This window comes from Niveispirillum cyanobacteriorum, from assembly GCF_002868735.1.
GTDB lineage: Bacteria > Pseudomonadota > Alphaproteobacteria > Azospirillales > Azospirillaceae > Niveispirillum > Niveispirillum cyanobacteriorum.
This window is the reverse complement of the sequence record NZ_CP025611.1, coordinates 3,029,018-3,055,076: the sequence shown is the minus strand read 5'-3', so window position 1 is coordinate 3,055,076 and position 26,059 is coordinate 3,029,018. Positions and strand designations below refer to the sequence as shown.

Sequence of the window (26,059 nt, the reverse complement as noted above, 5' to 3'; positions counted from 1 at the left end):
ATGGCACGCCCCAGCTCCATCGACAAGCTGCCGCAGGAGGTACAGGAGGAAATCGGTCGGCTGCGGGGTAATGGCCGCACCATCGACGAAATCCTGAACAAGCTGCGCGAGCTGGATGTGGACGTCTCTCGGTCCGCATTAGGACGGCATGTCCAGAACCTGGATCAGGTCGCCGAACGTCTGCGCCGCACGCGCAGCATCTCGGAAGGACTGATCGGCAAGCTGGGCGATCAAGCTGGAAGCAAGCTAGCCCAGCTTAACATCGAGCTGATGCAGAACGCTGTGTTCGAGCTGACCGTCGATCCAGAAACTGGAGACACGGTGCAGATGGATGCAAAGGCGGCCAACTTCCTGGCCGGTGCCCTTCACAAGCTGAGTGCTGCCGCCAAAACGGACATGGATCTGCGCGTCGCTATCCGCAAAGAAGTTGAGGCCGAAATGGAGAAGGCCAAGCGCGCCCAGGCAGACGCCGCCGCCGAAGCCGCAGCACAACGCGGCATGACGGATGACGACGTGGCGTTCCTGCGTGCGCAGATCCTGGGCATCAAGATGGATGGACGGGCAGCATGAATGCGGCGGCGCCCGAACCGGTCCTGATCCAGATACCACTGGAGCCGGAGGAACGGCGTCTCCTGCTGGACCGGGTTGATGAAATCCAGGCCAAACGCGAGGGGGCACTGCTTAAGGTCGAGCGCATCCCGCATATCCTGCTGCCGTACCAGCAGCGATGGCACGCGGACCTGTCGCCGCTGCGTATCGCCGACAAATCCCGGCGCATCGGGTTTAGCTGGGGTTGTCTGGCGGCGGAAAGTGTGATGGAGGCCGGGCACCAGTCCGGCATGGATCAGTTTTACATGGGCTATAATCAGGACATGGCCGCCGAATATATCGGGGACTGTGCCTTCTTTGCCCGCGCCTTTCAGCAGGTATTGCGGTCGGATGTTTACAAGGCGACGGCCATCGACGTGGCCAAGTTCACCCTGATCATCGAGAATGAGCGTCGGGATATTGTCCGATATTCGATCCGTCTGGCAGCCGGGTTTGTCATCCAGGCATTGTCCAGCAATCCCCACAATTGGCGCGGTCGCCAGGGTCACGCCCGCATCGACGAGGCCGCGTTCCACCAGAATCTTAAAGAGGTCATCAAGGGGGCCATGGCCTTCAAGATGTGGGGTGGCAGGGTTGACGTCGTGTCGACCCACAATGGCGACGAGAACGAATTCAATCAGTTGGTCCGCAAATGCGTGGCAGGCCAGTTGCCGGGCTGGTCGCATCATCATGTGCCCTTCGATACTGCCTTGGCGGAGGGGTTCTTCAAGCGGGTCTGCCTGATCAAGGGCTGGACCTATTCACCCGAGGCGGAGGCGAAGTACCGCGATGATACCCGCGCCGATTATCCGGCGGCAGAGGACGCGGCAGAGGAACTGGACTGCGTACCCAAGCGCGGCAGCGGTGCCTATTTCACCCGCGCCCATATCGAACGCTGCTGGGATGCCGGCATTCCGCACCTCCGCTTTGGTGTGGAAAAGGATTTCTTCCTGAAGCCGGACCGCATGGACGTTACCCGGCGGTGGATCGGCGACAATCTGGAGCCGGTCCTGCGCGGCATCGACACGCGATTTCGGACATGCCTGGGCATGGATTTCGGGCGTGATGCGGATCTGTCTGCCATCTGGGTTCTGCAGGAGCATGAACCGGGACGGTGGCGCACCTGCCTTGTTCTGGAACTGCGGTCGATGCCGTTTGATTGCCAGCGTGCGATCCTGTTCCACATCTCCGATGGGTTGCCGCTGTTCTTCCAGATGAAGCTCGACAGCCGTGGTATTGGCCGCCAGCTCTCCGAGGAAGCGGCCCAGTACGCCAACCTTGGCATCAACAAGGTCGAGATGGTGGCGTTATCGGCGCAGTGGTATGCGACCCACTTCCCGCTTTACCGCAACGCCTATGAGGACCGGGCCATCATCGTGCCCATGTCCGAGGACCTAGTGCTGGATCACCGCCGTGTGGTTTTGGCCAATGGTCAGCCGACAATGGATGCAGGGCGCGACAAGGGTTCAGACGGCAAGCCCCGGCACGGTGACACCGCAGTCGCGGGCGTGCTGGCATGGGCCGCAACATTGAGCGACATGGAACCCGCCGCAGGCGTCACCATCGAACCCGGTGCCAACCATACCGCAGAAGACGAAGAGCAGGACCGTCCCACCGGTATGTTCCGGCGTGATGTGTCACCGATGTTCCGGAGGCGAGAATGAGTGTGTGGAGCCGGATCGCCGAGGCCATGGGGTTGTCGGCGGCCCCCGACGCGTTGCAGGTGGTCGCACTGACCGAGGCCGCCGGGGTCAGTATCGACGCCGACGACGTCTATTACCGCCCGCTGGCCGGACAGCATCCGCAGCGCGATCTGTCGCCCATCGCGCAGAGCCGCATGCAGGAGCTGGTCTGGTATCTGTGGGACAGCAATGGGCTGGCCAATCGCCTGATCGAATTGCCGCTGGCCTATCTGCTGGCCGAGGGCGTGCGGCTGGCCTGCGACGATGAGGAGGCGCAGGGCTGGCTGGACGCGTTCTGGAAAGACGGCGTCAACCGGATGGACCGGAAGCTGAAGGAATATGTCCGCTGCCTGAAGCTGTTCGGGGAACTGTGCCTGCCGGTGTTCGTCAACGAAGTCAGTGGCCGCTGCCGCTTGGGCTATATTGACCCCGTCACCATCGACGGGATCGTGAAGGACCCTGAAAACCCAGCACTGGAAATCGGCGTCATCGTGCGCCCCAAGCAGGGCGGGGACCGGCGGCTGTACAAGATCATCCTGGCCGGGCCGGATGAGGAGCTGCTGGGGGTTGGTGCCCGACGCCTGCGTGAGGGGATGCGGGACGGCCAGTGTTTTTACTGGCGGCGCAATGCCCTTCCCAATAGCGGGCGGGGGCGCAGCGACCTGCTGCCCAGCATCGACCATTGCGATGCCTATAACAAACTGCTGTTCGGCGAGGTGGACCGGGCGGATGCCTTACGCATGGTTCTTTGGGATGTGACCCTGAAGGGGGCCAACAAGGATGAAGTCAAAGCGCGGGCGCGCGAGATCCAATCGCCCAGGCCGCATTCGATCCGCGTCCATAATGATTCGGAAGTCTGGGACACGATCACGCCCGATATGAAGGCCGGCGATGCCAGCGAGACCGCCCGCCTGATCCGGGGGCATGTGTTGGGTTCCCGCACCCTGCCGGAACATTGGATGGGCCAGGGCGATGTGAACCGTGCGTCTGGCGAGAGCATGGCGGAGCCGACCTTCAAGGTCCTGACGGACGAGCAGAACGAGATCCAGGGTATGCTGGTCGATCTGGGCCGCTTCGTCCTGCGCAGTCGGATCAAGGCCGTCGGACTGGCGCCCGCCGATTGGGAAGATGACCCGGCCTTCCAGGTGCGAGCGGATATGCCCGACCTGGCCAGCCGCGATGTGGCCCGCTTCGCCCAGGCGTTGGGGTCCGTGGTTGCCAGTTGTGTCACGGCGCTGGATCAGGGGCTGCTGACCGAGGAAACGGTGATGCGGTTCATCGCCCTGGTCGCCGCGCAAATGGGGCTGGAGATCAATCCGGCGGAGGAGCTGGCCAAGGCGCGTGCGCAGAAGGCACAGCGGCGCGGGGGCGATGCGTTCAGCAGCGATCCCGACCCCAATTTCGACCCCGCAGATGACGCGGATGAGCAAGAGCCGGAAAGCCCGCCCGCAGCCGCGTGAGAGGGGCTGGCGGCCCCCAGCGTACCCGCTGGGCCGTCCATCGCGCTGAATGGGGCCTCTTAGGCCTCTTAATCGCCTCTTAAAGGGGCGGTGTCCCCCCCAACGGTCGAAGATTGGCCGGCGGGGGTTGGGCGACGGCAATCGCCCAAACCGCAGGCTAGCACCTGCATGTCCCGGATCGGCCCACCCAGGCCATCCCGCCACCCGTGCACGGGCGGGAAAGCTATAGAGCGGTAACCACCATGGAGTCCATGCATCGCGTACAGCCCATTTCCCCCGTTGCCGCCTGGATTGGCGGCAAGCGGAACCTTGCAGGCCGCATCACGCGGCTGATCGACCAGATCCCGCACGGCGCCTATTGCGAGCCGTTTGTTGGCATGGGCGGGGTGTTTTTCCGCCGTGACCGCGTTCCGAAAGCCGAGGTGGTCAACGATATCTCCAGGGATGTGGCCACGCTGTTCCGCATCTTGCAGCGCCACTATGTCGCCTTCCTTGACATGCTGCGCTATCAGCTGACCACGCGCAGCGAGTTTGAGCGGTTGACCAAAACCGATCCCGACACGTTGACTGACCTGGAGCGGGCAGCCCGGTTCCTTTACCTGCAACGGCTGTCATTCGGCGGGAAAGTGGCGGGGCGGACCTTTGGCGTATCGCCAGGGATGCCGGCCCGATTCGACGTGACCAAGCTGCAACCGCTGTTGGAGGCGGTCCACGAACGGCTGGCAGGCGTCATTATCGAGGCCCTGCCGTTTGACCGGTTCATCCCCCGGTACGACCGGCCAGGGGCACTGTTCTATTGTGACCCGCCCTATTGGGGATGCGAGGATGATTACGGCAAGCGCATCTTCGAGCCGGCAGATTTTGAGCGCCTGGCGGTCCTGCTGGCCGGCATCAAAGGGGCGTTCCTGCTGTCCATCAATGACACGCCCGAGATCCGGGAGATTTTTGGCGGGTTCCAGCTGATCGAGGTTGAGACCACCTATTCGACCGGTCTGAACCCGCCGAAGAAAATGCCGGAGCTGATCATCAGCAATGTCGCCGGCCTGACCCTGGCCAAGGATGGGGGGCCATGACGCCAGCCGAGCGCCAGAAGCTGTTCCGTGCGGAGCGGGCGCGCCAGTGGAAGCTGGGCGTGGATCTGAAGGTGCGGACGCGGGAGACGGTGTTGTCCCTGTTGGATGCGGCGGCGACGAACATCGCCGCCCGTCTGGCGGGCGAGCCCAGCGAGTGGGAGGCCTATCGCCTGCCGGCATTGCAGACCGAGGTGCGGCGGCAGATGTCGATCTTTCAGGCCGGTGCAGCCGATGCGTTGATCGGCGGCCTGCGGGATGGATGGGACCTGGGTCAGGCGCTGATCGATGCGCCGTTGAAGGCGGTTGATGTCGATCTGGCGTCGGCCCTGCCCCGGCTGAACAGCCAGGTGCTTCTGGCCATGCAGAGCTTCGCTACCGACCGGATCGCCGATATCAGCACCAGCATCGTCAACAAGGTCAACGGGGAGCTGGCCCAGGTCATCATCGGCACGCAGACGCCGTTCCAGGCGGCGGGCAAGGTGGCCGCCCATCTGGGCAAGGACAGCCCCAGCGCCAGCCGGGCCACGACCATCGTTAATGACGAGGTGGGCCGCGCCTACAGCCTGGCCGGGCAGGAACGCATGGTGCAGGCCAAGACGATCCTGCCCGGCCTGCGCAAGCAATGGCGGCGGTCGGGCAAGCGGGAAGCGCGGGTGGCCCATATGATGGCCGATGGCCAGGTGGTGAAGCCCGATGAGCCCTTTCTGATCGCCGGCTTCAAGCTGATGTGCCCGCGCGATCCCGCCGCCCCCATCGGCCAGACCATCAATTGCGGCTGCACCAGCCTGCCGATCATGAAGAGCTGGGAGGTTATGAACCCGACGGAGAAGCCCTTCACAGACGCGGAGCTGGCCAGCAGTGCCGTGGCACGGCGGGCGACGGAGGCGCGGGCGGCACGGGCGGAGGCGGAGATCCGCGACGTGCTGTCGGGCAAGGATAAGCCGGCGGGCAAGGCCATTACCGTGGGCGTAATTGCTCCGCAGATCCAGGCGGCCCTGCGCCAGGCCGGCGCGACGCTGGTCACCACACAGATCGCCGTGGGAGATCGGGCCTTGCTGCACATGGTGCGGACGGCCAAGCAGGCCAGAGGCACGGCGGTCCCGCCCGACATGATCCAGCGCCTGCCCACCATCCTGTCGGCACCACGGGACGTGTTCCTGGAACAGCGAAAGGGCGGGCCGCAGCTGCTGTTCACAGCGACGGTACCGGGCGAACAGCGCGTGGCAACCTTCGCCGTGAAGATCCGCGACCGCGACACACGCATGCAGATCCACCGGCATAACTATTTGGCCACAGCGGCGCTGATTGATCCGGCCACCCTGGCCGATGCAAAGCGGTTCGTGCGATTGAAGTAAGCGTCGCGGGGGTGCGCAACATCCCCGAAGCCGCACCGGTCTAATTGACCGGGGGCGATGACTGACGCCATCGAGCGGAACCGACTTCCCGCCGAACGCGACGCCTGATAAGTATGGTCCCGGCTGCATCGCCCTGCAAGCCCCGCTGATGCGGAACTGGTTCCGCATTAAACGCTGCACCCCGGCCCCTTAAGGTCATCCCACCAGCTGATGGGATGAACGGGGAGCCACATGGCCACGAAACGGGGACCGCAGGATGGGGCAAAGCCGGCAGAAGCCGCCCAAGGGGTGGCGCCCGTGCCGCCCCAGGGCCAAACGCAGACGCCGCCGCAAACGCCGCTGGCCGGTGAAGGCCTGCCCGAACTGACGCGTGAGGCCTATGAGGCCATCGTCAGGGCCAATACCGACTTTTCCATCCAGCTTCAGGAAGCGCTGGACGATGTCGCGGCGCTGAGGGTCAAGCTGTCGAAGGCCGAGGAGCGTGAGCAACAGGCCCTGGCGGTCATTGAACGGCTGAACGCGACCAATGCCGAACAGGCGCAGGCGCTGGCCAATGCCGCCGAACCCGAGATCGACCTGTCCAGCACCATCTCCGTCGCCGATGCCGCCCGGTTCGCGGGCGTTCGCGTCAATGAGGTGCTGAATTTCAAGCTGTATGAGGGCGAGCTGGTCGTGGTGACGATCACCGGCCAGAAGATCCGGAAGGCGTTCTGATGGGCGCGCCGTTCCACCATCGCTTCATCGAAGCCGCACCCGTGCCGCCCGACGGCATTGTCGGAACCGTGGCCATCCAGGAAGCCTTCGCCGGCAGCTATCAGGATCTGATGCGGCGGATCGAGGGGGCCATTGCCCGGCTGCGCGTGCAGGTGGGAGCACCGGAGGGTGGTGCCTATATCCGCGCCCTTTACCCGGAAGCGGCCATCGTCAGCGTCTATGCCAAGGGTGAGCCAGAAACGCTGTGGTCCTACCCCTATGAGGTGGTGGGCGACACCGGTGTGAAACTGGGCGAGCCGGTGCAGGTGGTGGAAACCTTCCGGCCTGTCAGCGCCAAGGTCAAAGAGGCCGCCGGTGCCCTGCAAACGCTGGTCGAAGCCGCATCCGGGGATGCGGCGGCCCCCCTGCGTTTTCGCTGTGTCGTGATCCAGGGCGGCCTGTCGAAGAACGGTAACCTCTACCCCGATGCGGCGCTGAAATCGCTGGTCAGGCTGGTCGAGGGTGCCCCCGTCTATCACAAGCCGGACGCCATGCATCTGCAAGGGGGCGGCAAGGATGTTGACCGCCTGATCGGGCAGGTCACGGGTGCAGCCTTTATCGAGGGCACAGGCGGCCAGCCGGGGCGCGTCGAAGGCGTGCTGGAGCTGATCGATCCGACCCATGCCATCAGCGTCAAGGTCCGTGAAGCCGTTGCGCGCGGCATGCAGGGCCTGTTCGGCCTGTCCATCGACGCGGAGGCACAAGCCACCAACCGCAAGGCCGCCGGTCGCACCGTCCGTGTGGCCGAGGCCTTCACCAAGGTCCATTCAGTCGATCTGATCGTCGAGCCGGGGGCCGGCGGGCGGGTCATTTCCTTTATCGAAGCCGCAAACCCGGAGGGCGACGTGACTGTCAGCCAAATTCTCGACATTCTGCGCAGGACGCGCCCCGATCTGGTCGCGGGCAAGGATGCCAGCAACACCACAGAGGCCGAAGCGACCCGCCTGATGGAAGCGGCCATGCGGCCCGCTGACCTGCCGCAGAACAGCCAGGACGATAGTGTCCTGAAGGCCGTGCGCCTGATTGAAGCCCGCATCACCGCCGAAGGTCGCATCAATTCCTGCAAGCTGCCGCCGCTGGCCAAGCAGAAACTGATCGCCCGGTTCAAGGAGGCGACGGAGCCGTTCGATTTGAAGGCCGTGGATGACGCCATCAAGGCAGAGGCGGACTATCTGGGCAACTTCGTTGAGAGCGGGATGGTGACCGGCCTGGGCGATCTGGGGTCGATCGAGGTCATCAAGGACCGCGCCGACAAGATGAAGGAGATGTTCGCCGCCTTTTTTGATGAAGGTCACAAGGACCATCGGCACGCCCAGTCCTTCAAGGAATGCTACATCGAGTTTACGGGCGACAAGCGGGTTACCGGGCAATTTGAGAATTCGGTACGCCTGACCGAGGCCTACAATTCCACGGCCCTGTCCACGGTGCTGAGCGAGGCCATCCACAAGCGGATGATCGCCGTCTATCGGGTGGCCCCGGAGGCCACGTCGTGGCGGCTGCTGACCGGTACGCCGGCCACGGCGACCGACTTCCGCAGCATGAACATCACCACCATGGGCGGGTACGGCGACCTTCCGGATGTTGCCGAAGGCGCGCCCTATCTGGAGATGGACAGCCCCGGTGATACGGGTGCCGATTACAAGGTCACCAAGCGCGGCGGTACCGAGAGCATTACGCTGGAAGCGATCAAGAACGACAATGTCGGCATGATCCGCCGCATCCCTGTCGCCCTGGGCCGTTCTGCCGTCCTGACCCTGTCGCGCTTCGTCTTCAACGGTCTGCTGAACAACAATCCGAACCTGAGCGATGGTAACCCGTTGTTCCACACGGATTATGGCAATCTGGGCACCGCCGCCTTCAGCAAGGAGGCCTACGCCGCCGCGCGTCTGATCATGTACAAGCAGACGGCGTTCGGTCACACCGACCCGATCAGCCGCAGCCCGAAGTATCTGCTGGGTCCTGCCGACCTGGAAGAAGCGTTCAATGATGCCTTCGTGCAGGGCACGGAGAACGAGAAGAAGTTCATCTCCAGTCTGAAGCCCACCATCATTCCCGTGTGGTGCTGGACGGATGCGAACGACTGGATGCTGGCCATGGACCCCATGGACCTGCCCGGTATCGAGATCGCGTTCCTGGATGGTCAGGAAGAACCCGAAATCTTCGTGCAGGACGCCCTGACGGTCGGGTCTATGTTCTCCAACGACAAGCTGACCTGGAAAATCCGCCACATCTATGGCGGTCGGGCCTATGAGCGCCGGGCCTTCCGCAAGCACGTCGTCGCGTAATTCCAGGGGGAGCCCCGCGCGGATTGCGCAACGCGCTATGCCCCGGTGACCAGGCCCGCGACCAGGGCGCCAAGCGGTCACCAGAACAGCGGGGCGGCGGTATCACGCCGACCGAGGCTTTCCGGGCCAGCCCAGCCAAGAGGCCCCTTAACCCCTCAAGCCCCTTACCCGTTTCGCCGGGTGGGGCTTGAGGTCGTAGAGGCACAGCCCTCCCCGCAACCCGCGCCAAGGATCGCCAGATGGCAACGCGTCTTCCTCCCGCCACCGCCGGCAGCCCTGTCATTGTGCTGCCCTATCACTTCGCCAGCGTGACCGCTGACGCCACGGCTGCGGTTAAGATCAAGCTGCCGTTCGAAGCGGATATCGCTGGCTTCTCTGTCGCGGCGCGCGCCAGCAGTGGCACCAGCCCGACGCTGGACATCAACCTGAAGGCGGGCGTCAGCAGCTTGCTGACAGCACCGGTGTCCGTTTCGACGTCGACCGTCACCGAGGCGGCCATCGCCACCAAGCGCGTGGCGGACGAGACCATCCTGACCATCGACTTCGATATCGGCGGGACCAGCACGCCGACCTTCCTGGATGTCGATATCCTGCTGACCCTGGTCCGGATCTGAACCGATGTCGCGGGAGCTGCTGCAAAGCCTGATCACGGACATGGTGCGGGACAGTGCCGATCTGCTGTCAGCAGAGGCCAAGGACCGCGCCCTGGATCTGGCCGTGCAGCAGTATGGCAAGGACCGGCCCGCCAGTGTCGTGACCGATGTGACGGCGGATGGCGGTCACGAGCTGGATTATCCCGCCGGTTTCGATGCCCTGACCTGTTCGGTGCAGGGGATCGAATATCCGCTGGGCCAGATGCCGCCGTCCCGCCTGACGGCGGATCAGTGGATGGATTACGAGACGCCGTCGGGCCATGTGATCCTGGCCGGTGTCAGCTTTGCCGCCGGGGAGCCGGTGCGGGTGACCTGGCGCCAGCCGTGCCAGGCCGATGATATCCCGGTCCGGGATCTGGAAGCCGTCGCCGCCTATGCCGCCGCCGTCCTGCTGGATCAGCTGGCCGCCGCCAAGAGCGGGGACAATGACCTGATGCTGACCGCAGATAGCGTGCGGTCGGGGTCCAAGGGCCGGGATTATGCAGAGCGCGCGGCCACGCAGCGCAGGCGGTATCACGATCTGCTGGGTATCGACACCAAGCGGGTCGAGGGGACCAGCGCCATGGTGCAGGTGGCCAGCGCAGCATCAGACGGCAAAACCCGCTTCTGGAACCGGAGGCCGACATGAAGATCGGCGTGCAGGTTGACAGCGATGATCTACGCCGCGCCTATGCCGCCGCTCCCGAGGTCGTGCGCGAGCATCTGGCGGCTGGTGTGATGGAGGCCCTGTTCCTGTTGCAGCGGGAGACGGTCGAGCGGACGCCGCGCGCCCAGTCCCTGCTGGCCAATTCGATCCAGGCTGAACCGTTGGAGATGCGCGGGACCGTGATCACGGGCCGTTATGGCACCGCGCTCGCCTATGCCCAGCCGGTCGAGGATGGCAGCCGCGCGCACTGGGCACCGCTGCCGCCGCTGCTGGCCTGGGTCAAGGCCAAGGGGTTGCAGCCCCGCAAAGAAGGCCAGACGCAAGAAGACATCGCGCGGGCCATCCAGTTCAAGATCGCGGCCCATGGCACCAAGGGCGCCAAGATGTTCGAGCGCGCCCTGACCGAGAATACCGCGCAGGTCGAGCAGATCCTGAATGCCGCCGCCGCGCGCGGCGTGGAAGCCGTGGCGGGGATGGCATGACCGACTTTGCCCCCATCCGCGCCGGCATCGTATCGACCCTGTCCGGGGTCGAGGAGATTGGCCGCGTGCATGAAGCCGAGCGCGGTATTCAGGCGGACAGTGCCATCCGCCAGCATTATGGCTGGCCCGCCGGTGCCACAGGCAAGGCCGATATTCGCGGCTGGTTCCCGCGCATCCGCGATTTCAGCGGTGTGCAGGACCGGATCGGGCGGGGCCGGCGGATGACCACAATCTGGGAAATCGTGGGCTTCGTCGGGTTCCAGGATGCAGAGGCCAGCGATCTGATCGTGCAGGAACTGCTGGGCCGGATCTGCGCGGCGTTCGATGCCGATCCGCGCCTGGGCGACAGCGTCATCCGCTGTGCCGTTGGCGATGGCCCCAACGCGCCTGCCGGCATCCAGTGCGAGAGCATTGTGCCCGTCCGTCTGGGGAGCAGCACCCTTGCCCATCGCGTCATCCTGTCCCTGCCCACCCAGCATTTCGCCCGTTGAGGAGGTCCGATGTCCAAGCGTTCTGCCCACCCCATGATCGAGGAAGAGTTCGGCCAGCCGAAGCCGGTGACGAACCCGCCGCAGGCCGAACCTGCCCCCCAGGCCGAACCCGCCCCGACCGACACCACCCCGCGCAAGCGCGGCAAGCCCCAGGAGTAAGTGATGCCGATCCCCAGCCAGCCGAAAAGCTTCAAGGAACTGGTGCTGCTGACCAAGGCGGAAACGACCTATGGCGATGATGCGGCGCCGTCAGGCGTGAATGCCATGCGCGCCTATGATGTGCAGATCCGCCCGTTGCAGGCCGACAAGAAGACACGCAGCTTCATTCAGTCCTATCTGGGCGCCCGGCCCAGCCTGCTATCCATGCAGCGGACGGAGCTGTCCTTCAAGATCGAGGCGTGTGGTGGGGGTACCGCCGGTGCGGCCCCGCCCTGCAATGACACCCTGCTGGCCTGCGCCCTGGCGGCCACCACGGTCGCAGCAACGGCCAATGCCACCATTGCGGCCACCGCCACCTATGGCACCGGCCATAATGGCCGCCTGACCTATGCCCGCACCACGGCCTATGCCGGCATCCTGGCGCGCACGGTCACGGGTACCTGCACCACGGCAGGCGGCAGCGGTGTGGCGCGTTTTAACCTGGCGGCCCCTGCTATTGGCCATTTGCCCGCGTTCAGCGCCACCAATGTTCTTCTTACCGATGCCACGCCGGTTAACCTGCCGGGTGGCGCCGTCATTACGCCCACGGTCGGCACGTCATTCAGCGTCGGCGATACCTTCATGATCGCGCTTCAGCCCGCAGAGACGCGTTATGAGCGGACCAGCGACCGCAACAATCATGGGTCGGTGAGCCATTACTTCGTGATTGATGGCGAACGACACAAGTGCATCGGCTGGCGCGGCACGGCCAAGCTGGTCGAAGGGATCGGGGATTTCCCCTATTTCGAGTGCCAGGGAACCGGATTCTTCATCGCGCCCGAAGCGGTATCCACACCGGTGGGCGATTACAGCGATTGGACCGATCCGGTTCATATCGGGGTCGATCAAACCTTCCTCTGGGTCAATGGCAAGGAGATCGTCGCCAAAAGCGCCGAGATTGACCTAGCCAACAACTATAGCCTGATCGAACGCATCGGGCGCCGGGCCGTCCGCATCAATGACTGGGCGACCAAGTTCAGCACCGTGATCGAGGCCCCCGATCTGACCGATCTGAACCTCTACACGCTGGCCCAGGCCCGAACCCGCATCCCCGCCCAGGTCCTGCATGGCCTGACCGCTGGGAATGCCATCTTCGTGGATATCGCCAGCATGCAGATCGACGCCCCCGCGCCGCAGGAGGATGAGGGCGATTACATGCTGTCGGTGACGGGCGATGTGCTGCCGGTCAATGGCGACGACGAGTTGCGGATCTGTTTCCGCTGAAGCCGCACCCAAGAGCCTTTTAACCGCCGTTTAGGAGTGTCCCGAGATGGGCCTGAAAGTTGCCTCAGAAGTCATCGTCCGCCGCAAAGTCATTGTCCGAGAGCCGTCAGGTGGGACCGCGTTCAAGGAACATCCCCTGCTGCTGGACTTCCTGATCCTGAAGAACAGCGAAGAGGACGCGCTGTATCGCGCCACGTTCGTGGCCCCGCTGCGTACCGACTTCGTTGCGGAGGAAGATTACCGCCGTGCCCTGTCCGACCACGAGGCCAACCAGCGCACCTATGCCCGCCAGTTGCTTACCAAGGTCATTCATGGCTGGCCGGAAAAGGAGAGCGGCATTGAAGATGGCAACGGCAATCCGCTGCCCTTCAGTGCCGATCATCTGGCAGAGCTGCTGGAGCTGCCTTATGCGGTGACGGCGTGCGTGAAGGCCTATCGCGAGGCGGTGGAAGGCAAACAGGGTGCCAAGGGAAACTGATCGGGTTCGCCGAGGCCTGGGCGCGCGATTTCCGGCCCGCGCGCCTGGATCGGGCCGAGGTGGACGATCAGCTTGATGTCCTGATGGGCCGGAAGTCGCCCAAACAACCCGCAAAGCAGCAGGGGCGGCCAGCACCGCGCGAGGATTATCCCGTCCTGGAGCCTTATGTGCCGCTGGCCATGCTGTTTTGGCGGGCGACCGGCGCGATGCGGTACCCGGCCATGGGTGGCCCGCCGATAGGGCTGGACTGGGTCCAAGTTGAAACCCTGGCACGGAACACGGGCCATCCCCTGCCGCTTGGTGAATGGGTGGTGGACACGCTGGAAGCCATGGCGGCGGCAGCCTGCAAAATCCTGCACGAGAAAGCCGAGCGGGAGGCCAAAACCGGGGACAAAGGCAAGGATTAGGCGATGGCGTTGCGGCTTCATACGACCCTGACAGCGAGTGACGGCGGCTTCGACGCCGCCATGAACGCTGCCGAGGCGCGTATCCAGCGCGTTCATGCAGCCGCCAAATCCCTGACGCCGGCAACGGCAGAGGCGGCGCAGCAGGTCGGCGCAGTGGGCACGGCAGCAGCCGGGGCCGCCAGCCATGCCGAGACTCTGATCAACGAGGCCAATGAGCTGGTCGCGGGCCTGGGGCGGGCCGCCAATGAAGCCCTGGGCGTGGGCCGCGCCCTGAATGAGGTGGGTGGCGAAGCGCAGCAGGCATCCGCCCATGTGGCCGAAACGGCATCGGCAATGTTGCAGCAGGCCCAAGCCGCGCGCCAGGCGACCGAGGCCAGCAACGCCATGGCCCGCGCTCAAGGGGAGGCCGCCGCCGAGGCCGCCCGGCGCATGCAGGCCCAGGCGCAGGCCGCCCGCGATGCCAGTGAGGCCCAGCGGCGGCTGAACGAGATGCTGGGCGTGCGGCCCCCCGCCAATGACGTGGAGCAGCGCGCCCAGGATTATGCGGAATGGGGCCGGCGGATCGATGCGGTGCGCGCCCGATATGTGCCGCTTGAACAGCAGCTGATCGAGCATCGCCGCGCCCTGGAGGAGATTGCCGAGGCCGAGCGCCTGGGCATGTTGACCAGCGACGAGGCGACGGCGGCCCGGACACGGGCGACGGCGGCCCTGCGTCAGGCCGAGGCCGCCCACCGCCAGCAGGCAGAAGCCGCCGACGGCAATGCGCGATCCACTCGGCTGGCAGCCCATGAAGTGACGAACCTTTCCTATCAGCTGCAGGACGTGTTCGTGCAGTTGGCGGGTGGGCAGAACCCGTTCCTGATCCTGGCCCAGCAAGGACCGCAGGCAGCCAGTGCCGTGGGTGGCGTCAGCCGCCTTCTGTCCCTGATCCCGCCGCAGCTGCTGCTGGTGGCCGGCATCACGGCTGGGTTGGCCGTTGTGTTGGGGTCGGCCTATGCGGCGTGGTCAAGCTACCGGGAATCGGTGCTGGCCGTGGACCGCGCCAACCGAATGGCGCCGGTTTCCATTGGTCTGACCCGTGCGGCGCTGGAGCAGCAAGCGCAGGCCGCCGCCGATGCCGCCGATATCAGCGTCAAGGCCGCGCGCGATCAGCAGGCGGCCTATATCGCCACCGGCAAGATCGGGGCGCAGGTTATGTCCGGCCTGATCGCCATCAGCCGGGATTTCGCGGTGGCCACCGGCCAGGATTTGACCGAGGCCACGGCGCAACTGGCAAAGTCCTTTGCCGATCCGATCAGAGGGGCTGAGGACCTGACGCGGTCCATGGGCCTGCTGGATGATGCGTCCCTGGCCAATGTCCGTTCGCTGGCCGCCATGGGGCGCGGCAGTGAGGCGCAGGCCATCATCCTGGAAGCCCTGACCCAGCGGGTGAAGGGTTCGGCGCAAGAGCTGACCACCCTGGGCCGCGTTGTGGCGGCGGTGGGGGCCGGCTTCTCCAACGCCTGGGATTGGGCAGGAAAGACGCTGAACGACCTGCTGGTCGAGGATCGTGACCCTACGCCCAAGCTACAAGAGCAGCTTAAGCGCGCGCAGATACGAGCGGCATCCGCAAAAGCCGACCTTGATGCGATGGCTGCAAGTGGTAGGACCCCTGAAAATAGCCAGCGCGCCGCAGCGATTTCCGCCGACTACAAGTCCTTTGAGGAGCTGGCGCGCAAGCATCAGGCCGAACTGACGCGGATTGAAAAGCTGTCGGAAGCTGAGCGACAAGCGGAGCGGTCAAAGCAGATTGGCGTCGCCACGGGCGAGATGGCGCGTCAATTGGACGATTATTATGCGCGGCAGGAAGATTTAACGAGGAAGGAGGAGGCCCTTCGGAAAGGGCTCGCTGAAGGCACAGGCTTTGCCGACCGCGCCCAGGTCGAGCAGCAGCTTAATCGCGTGGAAAACGCGCTCAAAACGTTGCTGCCAGAGCAGGAAAAGGCGCGGCGGCTGGCCGAGGCCGAGGCCGCCGCAGTCACCATGACGGGCGCTGCGCGGGAGAAGTATCTGGCCAAGGTTCGGGCCGAGATTGAGACGTCGGGCCAGCTGCTGACCACACGGGAGCGGCAGGAACGGGTTGATCAGGCGGTCGCCACGGTCACGAACCAGCATGCCACGGCCCTGGGCGATCTGACCCGCCAGCAGCGCCTGGCCATGGATGCCCAGGACCGTCTGGCCGCTGCCGCCGGCCAAGGCGAAGCCGCACAGCGCGCGGCAGCCAATGCCAATGAAATCGCAGCGGCATCCGCCCGGTCGGTTGCCGAGGGTGCGCTGGCGGTCGAGGCCGCCGAGCGGCGCAAGGCGGCGACGGTGGCGTCGATCAGCAACGAGCTGATCGAGGGGATGCAGGCCGAAACCGAGGCCAATAACCGCGTAGCCGCCGCCATGCGGCAAGGTGGGGAAGCCGCCGCAGCAGCGGCACGCGAGGAGTTCCGGCTGGGGGTACAGCGGCGTCTGGGCGTGGACGCGGTTGAAGAGCTGACGCTGGCCATGAAGGCCTATGACGCGCTGATGCAGTCGCGCACAGCCAGGTCTGAAGCCGGTGAGCAGGGGCAGCGTCTTTCCGATCTGCGCGACGAGCTGTCGTTGCTGGAGCGGCGGAACAAGCTTCTGGCCGAGCAGGCACGCGGCGGGATGGCTGGGGTGGCCGCCGGTGCCGCCGTGGCGCGCCTGGATATCCAGGCCCAGATTGATGACCGCGTTTTGCAGCGCCAGCGGGAGTTGCTGGCCCTGTCAAAGCAGGTCCAAGGCATCAACGTCGAGACCGAGACGCTGAAGTACCGCTTTGCCCTGGAAGAGCAGGCGCGGCTGGAAGAGCAGCTGCGTATCCAGGAACAGGCCTATCGGGCCGCCAGCACCCTGGGCGGCATCTTCCTGGATCTGGAAGCGGGCAATATCGAAGGCGTCGCGGACGGGGTCAGCCAGTTCCTGGGCGAGTTCCGACAGCTGACGGCCATTACAGGGTCCGCCACGGAAGCGTTCGTCCAGATGGGCGAGCAGCTGCTGAACAGTGCCGAGGCTGGTTATGCGCTGGGCAATGCGCTTGGCGAGGTGTTGGGCCGGTCGGAGGCCCAGAACCGCAACGCGCGCATCGGGTCGACGGTTGCGACGTCCATCGGCGACATGTTCGGCGTGCCGCAGGGTATTTCGAGCTTTGTCGGCAATATCATCGGCGGGTTGTTCGGGCCGGGCAAGTCCGACGCCACCGCCGGGGTCGATGTCTATACGGCGTCGGGCCGGGCGGTGAATTTCGACACGAAGGCCAGCAAGCAGGACAGCGGGAACATGTCGGCGCGCGATGAGCTGGGCCAGAGCATCGCACGCTTTGCCGAGCTGCTGCGCACCACGACCGGCGGGCGGGTGGCTGACAAGGTTTCGGTTGAAGTCGGCAGCCGCGATGGCAATCGCTGGCGCGTGCAGGACGCATCAGGCGCGCTGGTATCGTCCGGGGTCACTTCGGTGGGCGATATCGAAGGCACGTTGAGCCAGGTGCTGGCGGCCATGACGCGCAGCCTGACGGGTGTCGCCGATGATCTGAAGGCGCGGCTTGAAGCGGTGGATTACAGCGATCTGTCGCGTGCCGAGAATGATCTGACCTTCATTCTGAACTATCAGACGGCCATCGCGACCTTGAACGGCGACCTGGAAGGCGGTGCCGACGCGGTTCAGACGGCACGACAGAATGTCGTGGACATGCTGAACCATGTCCGGGACTTCGGCGCCCAGGCCCAGCGCCTGGGGTACAACGCGAACGAGACCAATGCGGCGCTCCGCGCCAGTGTCGAGCGCTTCGCCGGCATCCGCGAGGCCGCAGCGCCGATGACAGATCTGGAGACCAAGGTTGCTGCCTTGCGCGCCAGCTTTGCCGAACTGGCGCCGGTGCTTGAGGCCGTTGGTTACACAGCCGCCGATGCCAGCGCCGCTGTGGCATCGGCCCAGGCCCGCCAGCTGGGTACGCTTAAGACCGATTTCGAGGCGGGTCTGGCGCGGGAGAACCGCGACCTGACCGGGCGCGGCTATCTGAACGCGATTGATGATCTGATCCGGCAGCGCGATCTGCGCTATCGCGACGCCGACGCGGTGGGATCGGCCCGCAGCCTTGTCGATGGCAATTTTGCCGCCGGGCTGGATAATGCCCTTTCCGCGCTCGATATCGCCGCCATCCAGGATATTCAGGCACAGTTCGCCGCCGGCACGCCTGTCTATGAGGCCGCTGCCCGTGCCGCTGCAAAGCTGAACGGAGCCGTTGGGACCGTCGCGGAAACGGTGGAGCAGGCCGCCGCCCGGATCGCCGCCACCGCCGCCTTGTCCGACAGCCTGGCTGACCGGCTGGCCCGCGCCACGGGGGCCAGTGACAGCCAGGCCGGGGCGCTGGCCATCTTCGACCGGGCCGCCGCGCAGGAACGGGCGGCGACGCAGGCGCGGGTAAGTGCGGGCGAGCTGTCGGCCAGCGTCCTGACCGAGTTGGAGACGACGTTGGGTCAGGAGCGGCTGGCGATTATCCGGCGGTTCAGCGACGCAGCGATTGCCGAAGAACGGCGGCGGGCAGAGCAACTGGCCGGCATCAACCAGTCCATCTCAGACCGCCTTTTTGCGTCAACCAACGACGAGGCGACGCAGGCAGGTGCACTGGCCGCGTTCGACCGGGCCGCCGGAAAGGAGCGCGCCGAGATCGCGCGCAATGCCGGTCTGGATCTGGCTGCCTATGATGCGGCCAGTGCGGCGGAGCGGCTGCAGATGGCGCGGGCGGCGGGGGTCAATTTCGCCCAGCTTGACCAGACCCTGGCCAACGAGCGACTTGCCATCATCCGCCGGTTCGGACAGCAGGCGGCGGACGTCACGCGTTCGATCGAGGACAGGGAATTTGCGCGGACGGTGGCCGGCAAGCCGGACGCCGAGATATTGCTGCTGGAGCGCAAGCAGAACGCCGAGTTCGCAGCGGCCATTGCGGCGGGGTACACCACAGAGCAGCTGGAGCGGCTGCGCAAGGTCCTGGCCGGGGAGATGACGGACGCGGTCAATGCGCTCAATGACGCGACCCGTCAGGCCGCTGATCAGGCGCGGGCCGCCGCCAAGGCCGTGAATGACAATCTGGCGGATCGTCTGTTCGCGGCGACGAACGATAATAGCACCCTGGAAGGGGCGTTGGCGGCGTTCGACCGGCAGGCCGCCAGGGACAGGATCGAGACGGCGCAGACCGCCGGGGCCGATATGCTGGCCTTGGAAAGGACGCTGGCCGCAGAGCGACAGGCCATCATCAACCGGTTCGCCCAACAGGCTATCGACGCAGAACAGCAGCGCCTGACGGCCCTGTCGCAGGCGGGTGGGCAGTTACGTGGCTGGATTGATGGCATTCGGGCCACGGTCGGGACTTCCGACCAAAATTTGGCCACCATGCGTGCCCAATTCACGCAGCAGCTGGGCCGGGCCCAGGCCGGTGATGTTGACGCGGTTCAGGGCCTGCGGGAGTACGCACAGCGCCTGATTGATGCGGAGACGACGCGCACCGCATCGGGGGCGGATCGGCGCGCCATGGTTGAAGCCATCCTGGCCCAGGTCGAGGCGCTGCCGGCGGTCAAGAGCTGGGACGCGCAGCAGCTGGACGTGCTGACGGCCATCCGCAACGAGACGGTCAACAACCGGGGAGCCTTTGCGGTGGCTGTCGCGTCGCTGCCGTCGGCGGCGACCGGGGGCCAGATCGCGGCGGCATTGCTGCCGCATTTCCAGACGCTGGATCAGTCGCTGGATGGGTTGATCACGCCGGCAGAGTTCCGGGCCGCCATCGGGCCGCTGGCTACGGACGCCGTCGCAGACCGCTGGTTCCGTGAGTTGGATAGCAACGGCGACGGGATGATCAGCAAGCAGGAGGTGACGGCCAAGGCGACCAGTGATCTGTCAGGCGGATCGCAGGGTACCTTGAAGGCGATCAGCGACCTGACCTATGCGGGCAATCGCGACCGGCTGAATATCGGTGATGCCATCGTGCGGCAGTTGGGCAGCCTGGGGACCATCATGGCCGATGGCAATACGCGCCTGGCCAATCTCCATAGCTGGCAGGCCAGCGTCTGGGCGGTCGAGAGCCAACTGCTGGATAAGACCAAGTACAATACCGCCGAGACCGCCAAGAAGCTGGGTGGTGGTTATGCCTATGCCGCTGGGACGGACTATCATCCCGGCGGATGGGCAAGGGTTGGTGAAGAGGGCGAAGAATTCATCAATCTGCCGCGTGGCGCGCAGGTCTTCAGCCGGGCGCAGACCCTGGAACTGGCCCGGCAGCCGCGCACCGTTCTGATGGGCGTGTCTGGCGGCGGCAGCGATAACCGCGCCCTGACCGCCGCCATCGAGCGCCAGGCGCGGGCCACCGAGCGGCAGAACGCCTTGCTGGAGAAGATCGCGGCCAATAGTGCGGCGGGGGCGGATGCAGCCGCAGAGACGGCAAAGGCCCTGAAAACCCCCGCCCGCGTGCGGGTTGGAAGTGTGGCCAAGCTGGCCGGGGGGCGGCAATGAACTGGTTGATGCGCGCCTGGCCCTATGATCCGTCGCTGGGGGTCGAAGTGCCGGTCTATGCGTCGCTGCGCGGATGGCGTACGCGCCCCGATGAGCCGGATGCCGAACCCAATATCTATTGGGACCGTCGCATTGAGGTGCCGTTGAACGTGATCAGCAGCCTGTTTGATGGCGATCAAGTTGGGGGTCGATCCACGGCATCGGTGGGGTCGGTTAAGATCGCCAATAGTGACGGGGCGCTGGATCGCTGGCTGGATCTGGATTGGGATGGGCGGCGCATCGAGCTTTACCGTTATCTGGGCGCTGATCCCGCGCCAAAATATCTGGCCGGGTGGACGCTGGTGACCCGCCGGACGGTTGAGGAGATCGTGCCAGGGGACGAGCTGGAGCTGGTGCTGACCACCGCCCAGGCGCGCTTTACCGCAAAGGCGCGGCGCGGCGTGTTTGGTGGGACGGGCGGCATTGACGGTGGCGAGAGCCTGAAGGGTCGCTCACAGCCCTTTTTGCTGGGTGTTCGCCGCCGCTTTGAGCCCGTCCTGATCGATGCCGAATACAATATCTATCTGGTCGATCCCGCCGGTTTTGATGCCCTGCTGTCCGCCGATGATGGCGGTGACCCCTTTGCCCTGGGGCCGGATGTGGCGGGGTACACGGCCTTGCGGGCGCTGGACATGGCGTCGCTGGATGTGGCGACAGCGAAGGCGGCGGGACTGGTTCGTTTGTCGGAGAAGCCGCTGTATCGCCTGCGCCTGTCCGCACGCGGGGTGGCACCCGGCGGGGTCTGGATCTCGCGCGCGGCGGACCTGGCCGTGCATGTCGCAACGGCATTTGCAGGGTTAACGGCACCGGAGATCGATGCGGCCAGCGTCGCGGCCCTGAACAGCCTACAGCCGGCGGACCTTGGCTATTGGTATGACGGCACATCCGACCTGACCGCCGAGGCGGTTCTGGACGAAATCATGGACACAGTCGGCGGGTTCTGGGGCGTTACCGCCGCCGGCCTGTTCACGGTTGGGCGTTACGATCTGCCGGCAGCGGAGCCATCGGCGCGGTTTACCGCACGCGACATGCTGCGCCTGACCCCGCAGCAGCCCGCGCGGCGCATCAAGACGGTGCGGCTGTCCTATCGCCCCGGTCTGGCCCTGGCGGAACAGGAAATCGCCGAAAGTGCGACGGCGGCAGTACGTGAGCTTGCGGGCCAAGATCGGGAATGGACGGCGCCAGCCACCGATGCCGCCACGGCCACCGAAAGCCTGCTGGCCGAGACGCTGGACAAGGACACTCTTTTTGACCAGTTGGCCGCCGCAGAGGCCGAACGCAACCGGCTGCTCGCCGTCTTGTCGGCGCGGCGCCGGCCCTTTGATGCTGTGGTGCCGCTGGATGATGTCAGCGAAGCTGTGCGCGTGGGGCAGACTATCGAGATCGCCGACCAGCGCTATGGCCTCGCCAATGGCCGCTTGGTCGTGGTTCTGGCCGCCACGCAGGACGCACAGCCCGACATCCCCGAAGCCATTCTGACGGTGCTTTGATGGCCCTGACGATCCTCTATGACATCGCATCCGACACAGGCAGCCTGACCGGCAATGACGGGTGGGCGGCGGGTATGCCGGTATCGAACCTGCGCACCGATGATGTGCAGGCGGTGGCCCGGTTCCTGGAGATTGCCGAGGGTCCGGCCCGCATGGTCGCGGCGTTCAACCGGCCCCGGCCCATCAATGCCTGGGCGTTGATTGGCCATACCTGTTCCACCCAGGCGCAGGTGCGCGTCGGGCTGGCCAGCAACTCTGCGCTGACCGATCCGATTTATCAGGCCGACCTGCCAGCCTGGGAGCCAACCGTGGTATTTGGGTCGGTGCCCTGGGGTGCGGCACCCTTCGATGGCGTGGATAAGGACACGTTCCCCGGCGCGCCCGTGATCTTTCATCGCGCCGGCACCCAGTTCGGCGGTTGGGGTTTCATTGAGGTCGCGGACCCGTCCAACAATGACGGCTATCTGGATTTCGGTCGCCTGATGATCGGCCAGAGCTGGCAGCCGCCGGGTTTCGACGGACACGATTACGGCAGCGCAATCCAGGTGGTGGATACATCCACCGTGCAGCGGACACGCGGCAACCGGCGGATCGTGGGCGATCAGCGCATCTATCGTACCTGGGAAATCAAGCTGTCCTATCAGACGCAAGCAACGGCCTTGGGCGTGTTCCATGACCTGCAAATGCGGCTCGGGAAGAGCGGATCGATGCTGATCATCTGGGACGATGAGGCCGCCTTCAGTGTGCGCAGCCGGTTGACCCTTTATTGCGCCCTGTCGGGCACATCGCCGATCACGATCTCGGATGCGGATGCCTGGGACGTGACACTTTCCGTGGAGGAATTGACGTGACCAACACCTGGACCCTGAATGGCCGTCAATGGGGCCTGACCGCAGATGATGTGGCACCGGACAGCCCGTATTACCTAAGCCCCTGGCAGTTTGCGACCGTGTGGCCGACCCTGATGCAGGATATCGGGGTGGAATGTGCCGCAGCAGTGGCGGCGGGTGAGATTGCATCAGACCTGGCCGCTACCCTGCCCAACATGGCGGCTAGTGCGACCTATATGTTGCGTGTTACGCCGAGCGGCACCGCGTATGAGCTGCGCTCGCCCCTACAGGTGCGCGGCGATATTGCGGCGGCGGCGGCGGCCACGACGATCAGCGCGGGCACAGGCCTGACCGGTGGCGGCGACCTGTCGAGCAACCGGACCCTCGCGCTCACCAACACGGCGGTGGCGGCGGGGTCCTATGGCAATGCCACGCAAGTCGGGACCTATACCGTCGATGCCCAGGGCCGTCTGACGGCGGCGGGCAATGTCACTGTCACCCCAGCCTGGGCCAGCATTACGAGCAAACCCACCACGATTGCCGGTTATGGCATCACGGATGCCCTGACCCTTTCATCGACGGCCCCGGCAGCGCTGGCGGGGGCTGCGGCAGTCGGTACGGGCACCACAGCGGCCAGGGCCGATCACGTTCACGCGCTGCCCACGCTTTCGGCCCTGGGGGCCGCAGCCTCGACGGTGACCTTTACGGCGGGGACCGGCCTGACCGGTGGCGGCGACCTGACGGGCAATCGCACCTTCGCCCTGGCCAGTACGGCTGTCACTGCCGGTTCCTATGGCAATGCCACGCAAGTCGGGACCTATACCGTCGATGCCCAGGGCCGTCTGACGGCGGCGGGCAATGTCACTGTCACCCCAGCCTGGGCCAGCATTACGGGCAAACCCACCACGATTGCCGGTTATGGCATCACGGATGCCCTGACCCTTTCATCGACGGCCCCGGCGGCGCTGGCGGGGGCTGCGGCAGTCGGTACGGGCACCACAGCGGCCAGGGCCGATCACGTTCACGCGCTGCCCACGCTTTCGGCCCTGGGGGCCGCAGCCTCGACGCTGACCCTGACGGCGGGGACCGGCCTGACCGGCGGCGGCGACCTGACGGGCAATCGCACCTTCGCCCTGGCCAGTACGGCTGTCACTGCCGGTTCCTATGGCAATGCCACGCAAGTCGGGACCTATACCGTCGATGCCCAGGGCCGTCTGACGGCGGCGGGCAATGTCACTGTCACCCCAGCCTGGGCCAGCATTACGAGCAAACCCACCACAATAGCCGGTTATGGCATCACGGATGCCCTGGGCCTTTCATCGACGGCCCCGGCAGCGCTGGCGGGGGCTGCGGCAGTCGGTACGGGCACCACAGCGGCCAGGGCCGATCACGTTCACGCGCTGCCCACGCTTTCGGCCCTGGGGGCCGCAGCCTCGACGGTGACCTTTACGGCGGGGACCGGCCTGACCGGCGGCGGCGACTTGACGGGCAATCGCACCTTCGCCCTGGCCAGTACGGCTGTCACTGCCGGTTCCTATGGCAATGCCACGCAAGTCGGGACCTATACCGTCGATGCCCAGGGCCGTCTGACGGCGGCGGGCAATGTCACTGTCACCCCAGCCTGGGCCAGCATTACGGGCAAACCCACCACGATTGCCGGTTATGGCATCACGGATGCCCTGACCCTTTCATCGACGGCCCCGGCAGCGCTGGCGGCCTCTGCTGCTGTCGGTACGGGCACCACAGCGGCCAGGGCTGATCACGTTCACGCGCTGCCGGCAGTGGCAACCACGTCCACTGCCGGACTGATGAGCGCTGCTGATAAGGCAACACTTGATGGGCTGGTAGCGGGTGGCGGCGGGCCTGCACTCGCGTCAACCGCCCCGGCACCACTGGCGGCCTCTGCTGCTGTCGGTACAGGCACCACGGCGGCCAGGGCCGATCACGTTCACGCGCTGCCCACGCTTTCGGCCCTGGGGGCCGCAGCCTCGACGCTGACCCTGACGGCGGGGACCGGCCTGACCGGTGGCGGCGACTTGACGGGCAATCGCACCTTCGCCCTGGCCAGTACGGCTGTCACTGCCGGTTCCTATGGCAGTGCCACGCAAGTCGGGACCTATACCGTCGATGCCCAGGGCCGTCTGACGGCGGCGGGCAATGTCACTGTCACCCCAGCCTGGGCCAGCATTACAAGCAAACCCACCACGATTGCCGGTTATGGCATCACGGATGCCCTGACCCTTTCATCGACGGCCCCGGCAGCGCTGGCGGCCTCTGCTGCTGTCGGTACAGGCACCACAGCGGCGCGGGCAGACCATGTGCATGCGCTGCCACCTGTGGCCACCGCCTCGGTTGCTGGACTGATGTCAGCAGCCGACAAAAGCAAACTGGATGCTCTTTCGTCTGGCGCCGGGCAGCAGGTTTCGGTTCGTTCGGCTAACACCGCGTTGGTGGCCGCTGACCTAGGTAAGCTGATTATATCGACAGGCGTGGGTGGGTGGAACCAATCACTGCCCTCGGCTGCGACGGTCGGTAACGGCTGGTACGTTGACTACATCGTACAGACCCAAGCCGGCACCGGTTTCAACCCGCCCGGCAGCGAGCTATTCGGCGGCTTGCTTAGCTGGACCATGCCCCTTGGCAGCGCCTTTCGGATCATCAGTGACGGCACAAACTATCAGGTGCTGTGGCACTCAGCGCCGCCCGAGCAAGTAGTTACAAACAGCGGGAATGTCACTGTGCCGCCCGGCATTTACCGCGCCGTCATCGACGTGCAGGGCGCGGGTGGCAGTGGCGCCTCGTCCGATAGCGCAACCAGTATCCCGAGCGGTGGTGCATCAGGCGAATACTGGCGAGCCATCGTACTTGTCACTCCTGGCGCGGCCATGCCTGCCGTGATCGGGGCCGGAGGTGCGTCTGTACCCACCGTTGGAACAGGTATGGACGGCAACCCTGGAGGAGACACCTCCTTTGCCGGCTTTATCGCCAAAGGAGGTGGCGGCGGATACAGAGATGGGAGTGAATCGTTCACAGTTACGAGTGACGCGCCCGCTGGGGATGGCTATGGCAATCCCCGCGTGCTGCTGCACCTAACTGGCCGTCGAGGTTACTCGCTGTCAACGACCGCTTCTCCCTTTGGTAGGGGGATCGGTGGGGCAAGCCCACTCGTCGGCGGCCCCGGCCATACTGGCTTCGGTCCCGGAATTGAGACTTCCACCGGTGCCGGTGGTGACGGCGCTATCAACAATCCCAGCGGTTCGGGGCAGGATGGTTTAATCATCATACATTGGGGGGCCTAAGTATGTACGGACTTGTGACGGGAGGCTGTGTCGTAGGTGTATACGTCTGCGACGACGCAGATTTCGCCAGCTCGCAG

General features: G+C 65.3%; 19 protein-coding genes. All 19 read left to right on the top strand.

Annotated elements, in window-relative coordinates; genetic code table 11:
• Positions 1 to 570: a DUF3486 family protein gene (locus C0V82_RS14160; protein ID WP_158659932.1), complete on the top strand. Its 570-nt coding sequence runs from the start codon at positions 1 to 3 to the stop codon at positions 568 to 570.
• Entirely contained in the window at positions 567 to 2,252 is a 1,686-nt protein-coding gene (locus C0V82_RS14155) for a terminase large subunit domain-containing protein (protein WP_102112855.1), read from the top strand. Before C0V82_RS14160 ends, C0V82_RS14155 begins: the two co-directional genes overlap by 4 nt.
• Positions 2,249 to 3,730 (top strand): hypothetical protein, encoded by a 1,482-nt coding sequence (locus C0V82_RS14150; protein ID WP_102112854.1) that lies wholly within the window; start codon positions 2,249 to 2,251, stop codon positions 3,728 to 3,730. Before C0V82_RS14155 ends, C0V82_RS14150 begins: the two co-directional genes overlap by 4 nt.
• A 242-nt stretch (positions 3,731 to 3,972) precedes the next feature.
• Positions 3,973 to 4,803: a DNA adenine methylase gene (locus C0V82_RS14145; protein ID WP_102112853.1), complete on the top strand. Its 831-nt coding sequence runs from the start codon at positions 3,973 to 3,975 to the stop codon at positions 4,801 to 4,803.
• Complete coding sequence (locus C0V82_RS14140) at positions 4,800 to 6,158, top strand: phage minor head protein (protein WP_102112852.1); 1,359 nt, start codon at positions 4,800 to 4,802, stop codon at positions 6,156 to 6,158. Before C0V82_RS14145 ends, C0V82_RS14140 begins: the two co-directional genes overlap by 4 nt.
• 231 nt (positions 6,159 to 6,389) lie before the next feature.
• Positions 6,390 to 6,872, top strand: coding sequence for a hypothetical protein (locus C0V82_RS14135; protein WP_102112851.1), 483 nt, complete (start codon positions 6,390 to 6,392; stop codon positions 6,870 to 6,872).
• Positions 6,872 to 9,196: a phage major capsid protein gene (locus tag C0V82_RS14130; protein WP_102112850.1), complete on the top strand. Its 2,325-nt coding sequence runs from the start codon at positions 6,872 to 6,874 to the stop codon at positions 9,194 to 9,196. The genes C0V82_RS14135 and C0V82_RS14130 overlap by 1 nt, the downstream gene beginning before the upstream one ends.
• Positions 9,197 to 9,435: 239 nt before the next feature.
• Complete coding sequence (locus tag C0V82_RS14125) at positions 9,436 to 9,810, top strand: hypothetical protein (RefSeq protein ID WP_102112849.1); 375 nt, start codon at positions 9,436 to 9,438, stop codon at positions 9,808 to 9,810.
• A 4-nt stretch (positions 9,811 to 9,814) separates the two neighbouring features.
• The gene (locus C0V82_RS14120; protein WP_102112848.1) at positions 9,815 to 10,477 is read left to right on the top strand and encodes a hypothetical protein; all 663 of its coding nucleotides are present in this window, start codon (positions 9,815 to 9,817) and stop codon (positions 10,475 to 10,477) included.
• The gene (locus C0V82_RS14115) at positions 10,474 to 10,977 is read left to right on the top strand and encodes a hypothetical protein (RefSeq protein ID WP_102112847.1); all 504 of its coding nucleotides are present in this window, start codon (positions 10,474 to 10,476) and stop codon (positions 10,975 to 10,977) included. The genes C0V82_RS14120 and C0V82_RS14115 overlap by 4 nt, the downstream gene beginning before the upstream one ends.
• On the top strand, positions 10,974 to 11,468 hold the full coding sequence (locus tag C0V82_RS14110) for a hypothetical protein (RefSeq protein WP_102112846.1): 495 nt from the start codon (positions 10,974 to 10,976) through the stop codon (positions 11,466 to 11,468). The genes C0V82_RS14115 and C0V82_RS14110 overlap by 4 nt, the downstream gene beginning before the upstream one ends.
• A gap of 9 nt (positions 11,469 to 11,477) precedes the next feature.
• Entirely contained in the window at positions 11,478 to 11,627 is a 150-nt protein-coding gene (locus tag C0V82_RS26930; RefSeq protein ID WP_158659931.1) for a hypothetical protein, read from the top strand.
• 3 nt (positions 11,628 to 11,630) lie between these two features.
• Entirely contained in the window at positions 11,631 to 12,890 is a 1,260-nt protein-coding gene (locus tag C0V82_RS14105; protein ID WP_102112845.1) for a hypothetical protein, read from the top strand.
• A 46-nt stretch (positions 12,891 to 12,936) separates the two neighbouring features.
• Positions 12,937 to 13,368 (top strand): hypothetical protein, encoded by a 432-nt coding sequence (locus C0V82_RS14100; protein ID WP_102112844.1) that lies wholly within the window; start codon positions 12,937 to 12,939, stop codon positions 13,366 to 13,368.
• 59 nt (positions 13,369 to 13,427) lie between these two features.
• Positions 13,428 to 13,775 (top strand): hypothetical protein, encoded by a 348-nt coding sequence (locus C0V82_RS14095; RefSeq protein WP_102112843.1) that lies wholly within the window; start codon positions 13,428 to 13,430, stop codon positions 13,773 to 13,775.
• A gap of 3 nt (positions 13,776 to 13,778) precedes the next feature.
• A complete protein-coding gene (locus C0V82_RS14090; protein WP_102112842.1) occupies positions 13,779 to 20,324 on the top strand; it encodes a phage tail length tape measure family protein in 6,546 nt (2,181 codons plus the stop codon).
• Complete coding sequence (locus tag C0V82_RS14085) at positions 20,321 to 21,853, top strand: hypothetical protein (protein ID WP_102112841.1); 1,533 nt, start codon at positions 20,321 to 20,323, stop codon at positions 21,851 to 21,853. The genes C0V82_RS14090 and C0V82_RS14085 overlap by 4 nt, the downstream gene beginning before the upstream one ends.
• Positions 21,853 to 22,704 (top strand): hypothetical protein, encoded by an 852-nt coding sequence (locus C0V82_RS14080; RefSeq protein WP_102112840.1) that lies wholly within the window; start codon positions 21,853 to 21,855, stop codon positions 22,702 to 22,704. The genes C0V82_RS14085 and C0V82_RS14080 overlap by 1 nt, the downstream gene beginning before the upstream one ends.
• A complete protein-coding gene (locus C0V82_RS14075) occupies positions 22,701 to 25,982 on the top strand; it encodes a beta strand repeat-containing protein (protein WP_102112839.1) in 3,282 nt (1,093 codons plus the stop codon). Before C0V82_RS14080 ends, C0V82_RS14075 begins: the two co-directional genes overlap by 4 nt.
• The last annotated feature ends 77 nt before the right edge of the window (positions 25,983 to 26,059 follow it).

Bases quoted from the DNA above. Each gene is read 5' to 3' on its own strand.
- C0V82_RS14160 (WP_158659932.1), top strand. From the start codon at position 1: ATGGCACGCCCCAGCTCCATCGACAAGCTGCCGCAGGAGGTACAGGAG.
- C0V82_RS14155 (WP_102112855.1), top strand. From the start codon at position 567: ATGAATGCGGCGGCGCCCGAACCGGTCCTGATCCAGATACCACTGGAG.
- C0V82_RS14150 (WP_102112854.1), top strand. From the start codon at position 2,249: ATGAGTGTGTGGAGCCGGATCGCCGAGGCCATGGGGTTGTCGGCGGCC.
- C0V82_RS14145 (WP_102112853.1), top strand. From the start codon at position 3,973: ATGGAGTCCATGCATCGCGTACAGCCCATTTCCCCCGTTGCCGCCTGG.
- C0V82_RS14140 (WP_102112852.1), top strand. From the start codon at position 4,800: ATGACGCCAGCCGAGCGCCAGAAGCTGTTCCGTGCGGAGCGGGCGCGC.
- C0V82_RS14135 (WP_102112851.1), top strand. From the start codon at position 6,390: ATGGCCACGAAACGGGGACCGCAGGATGGGGCAAAGCCGGCAGAAGCC.
- C0V82_RS14130 (WP_102112850.1), top strand. From the start codon at position 6,872: ATGGGCGCGCCGTTCCACCATCGCTTCATCGAAGCCGCACCCGTGCCG.
- C0V82_RS14125 (WP_102112849.1), top strand. From the start codon at position 9,436: ATGGCAACGCGTCTTCCTCCCGCCACCGCCGGCAGCCCTGTCATTGTG.
- C0V82_RS14120 (WP_102112848.1), top strand. From the start codon at position 9,815: ATGTCGCGGGAGCTGCTGCAAAGCCTGATCACGGACATGGTGCGGGAC.
- C0V82_RS14115 (WP_102112847.1), top strand. From the start codon at position 10,474: ATGAAGATCGGCGTGCAGGTTGACAGCGATGATCTACGCCGCGCCTAT.
- C0V82_RS14110 (WP_102112846.1), top strand. From the start codon at position 10,974: ATGACCGACTTTGCCCCCATCCGCGCCGGCATCGTATCGACCCTGTCC.
- C0V82_RS26930 (WP_158659931.1), top strand. From the start codon at position 11,478: ATGTCCAAGCGTTCTGCCCACCCCATGATCGAGGAAGAGTTCGGCCAG.
- C0V82_RS14105 (WP_102112845.1), top strand. From the start codon at position 11,631: ATGCCGATCCCCAGCCAGCCGAAAAGCTTCAAGGAACTGGTGCTGCTG.
- C0V82_RS14100 (WP_102112844.1), top strand. From the start codon at position 12,937: ATGGGCCTGAAAGTTGCCTCAGAAGTCATCGTCCGCCGCAAAGTCATT.
- C0V82_RS14090 (WP_102112842.1), top strand. From the start codon at position 13,779: ATGGCGTTGCGGCTTCATACGACCCTGACAGCGAGTGACGGCGGCTTC.
- C0V82_RS14085 (WP_102112841.1), top strand. From the start codon at position 20,321: ATGAACTGGTTGATGCGCGCCTGGCCCTATGATCCGTCGCTGGGGGTC.
- C0V82_RS14080 (WP_102112840.1), top strand. From the start codon at position 21,853: ATGGCCCTGACGATCCTCTATGACATCGCATCCGACACAGGCAGCCTG.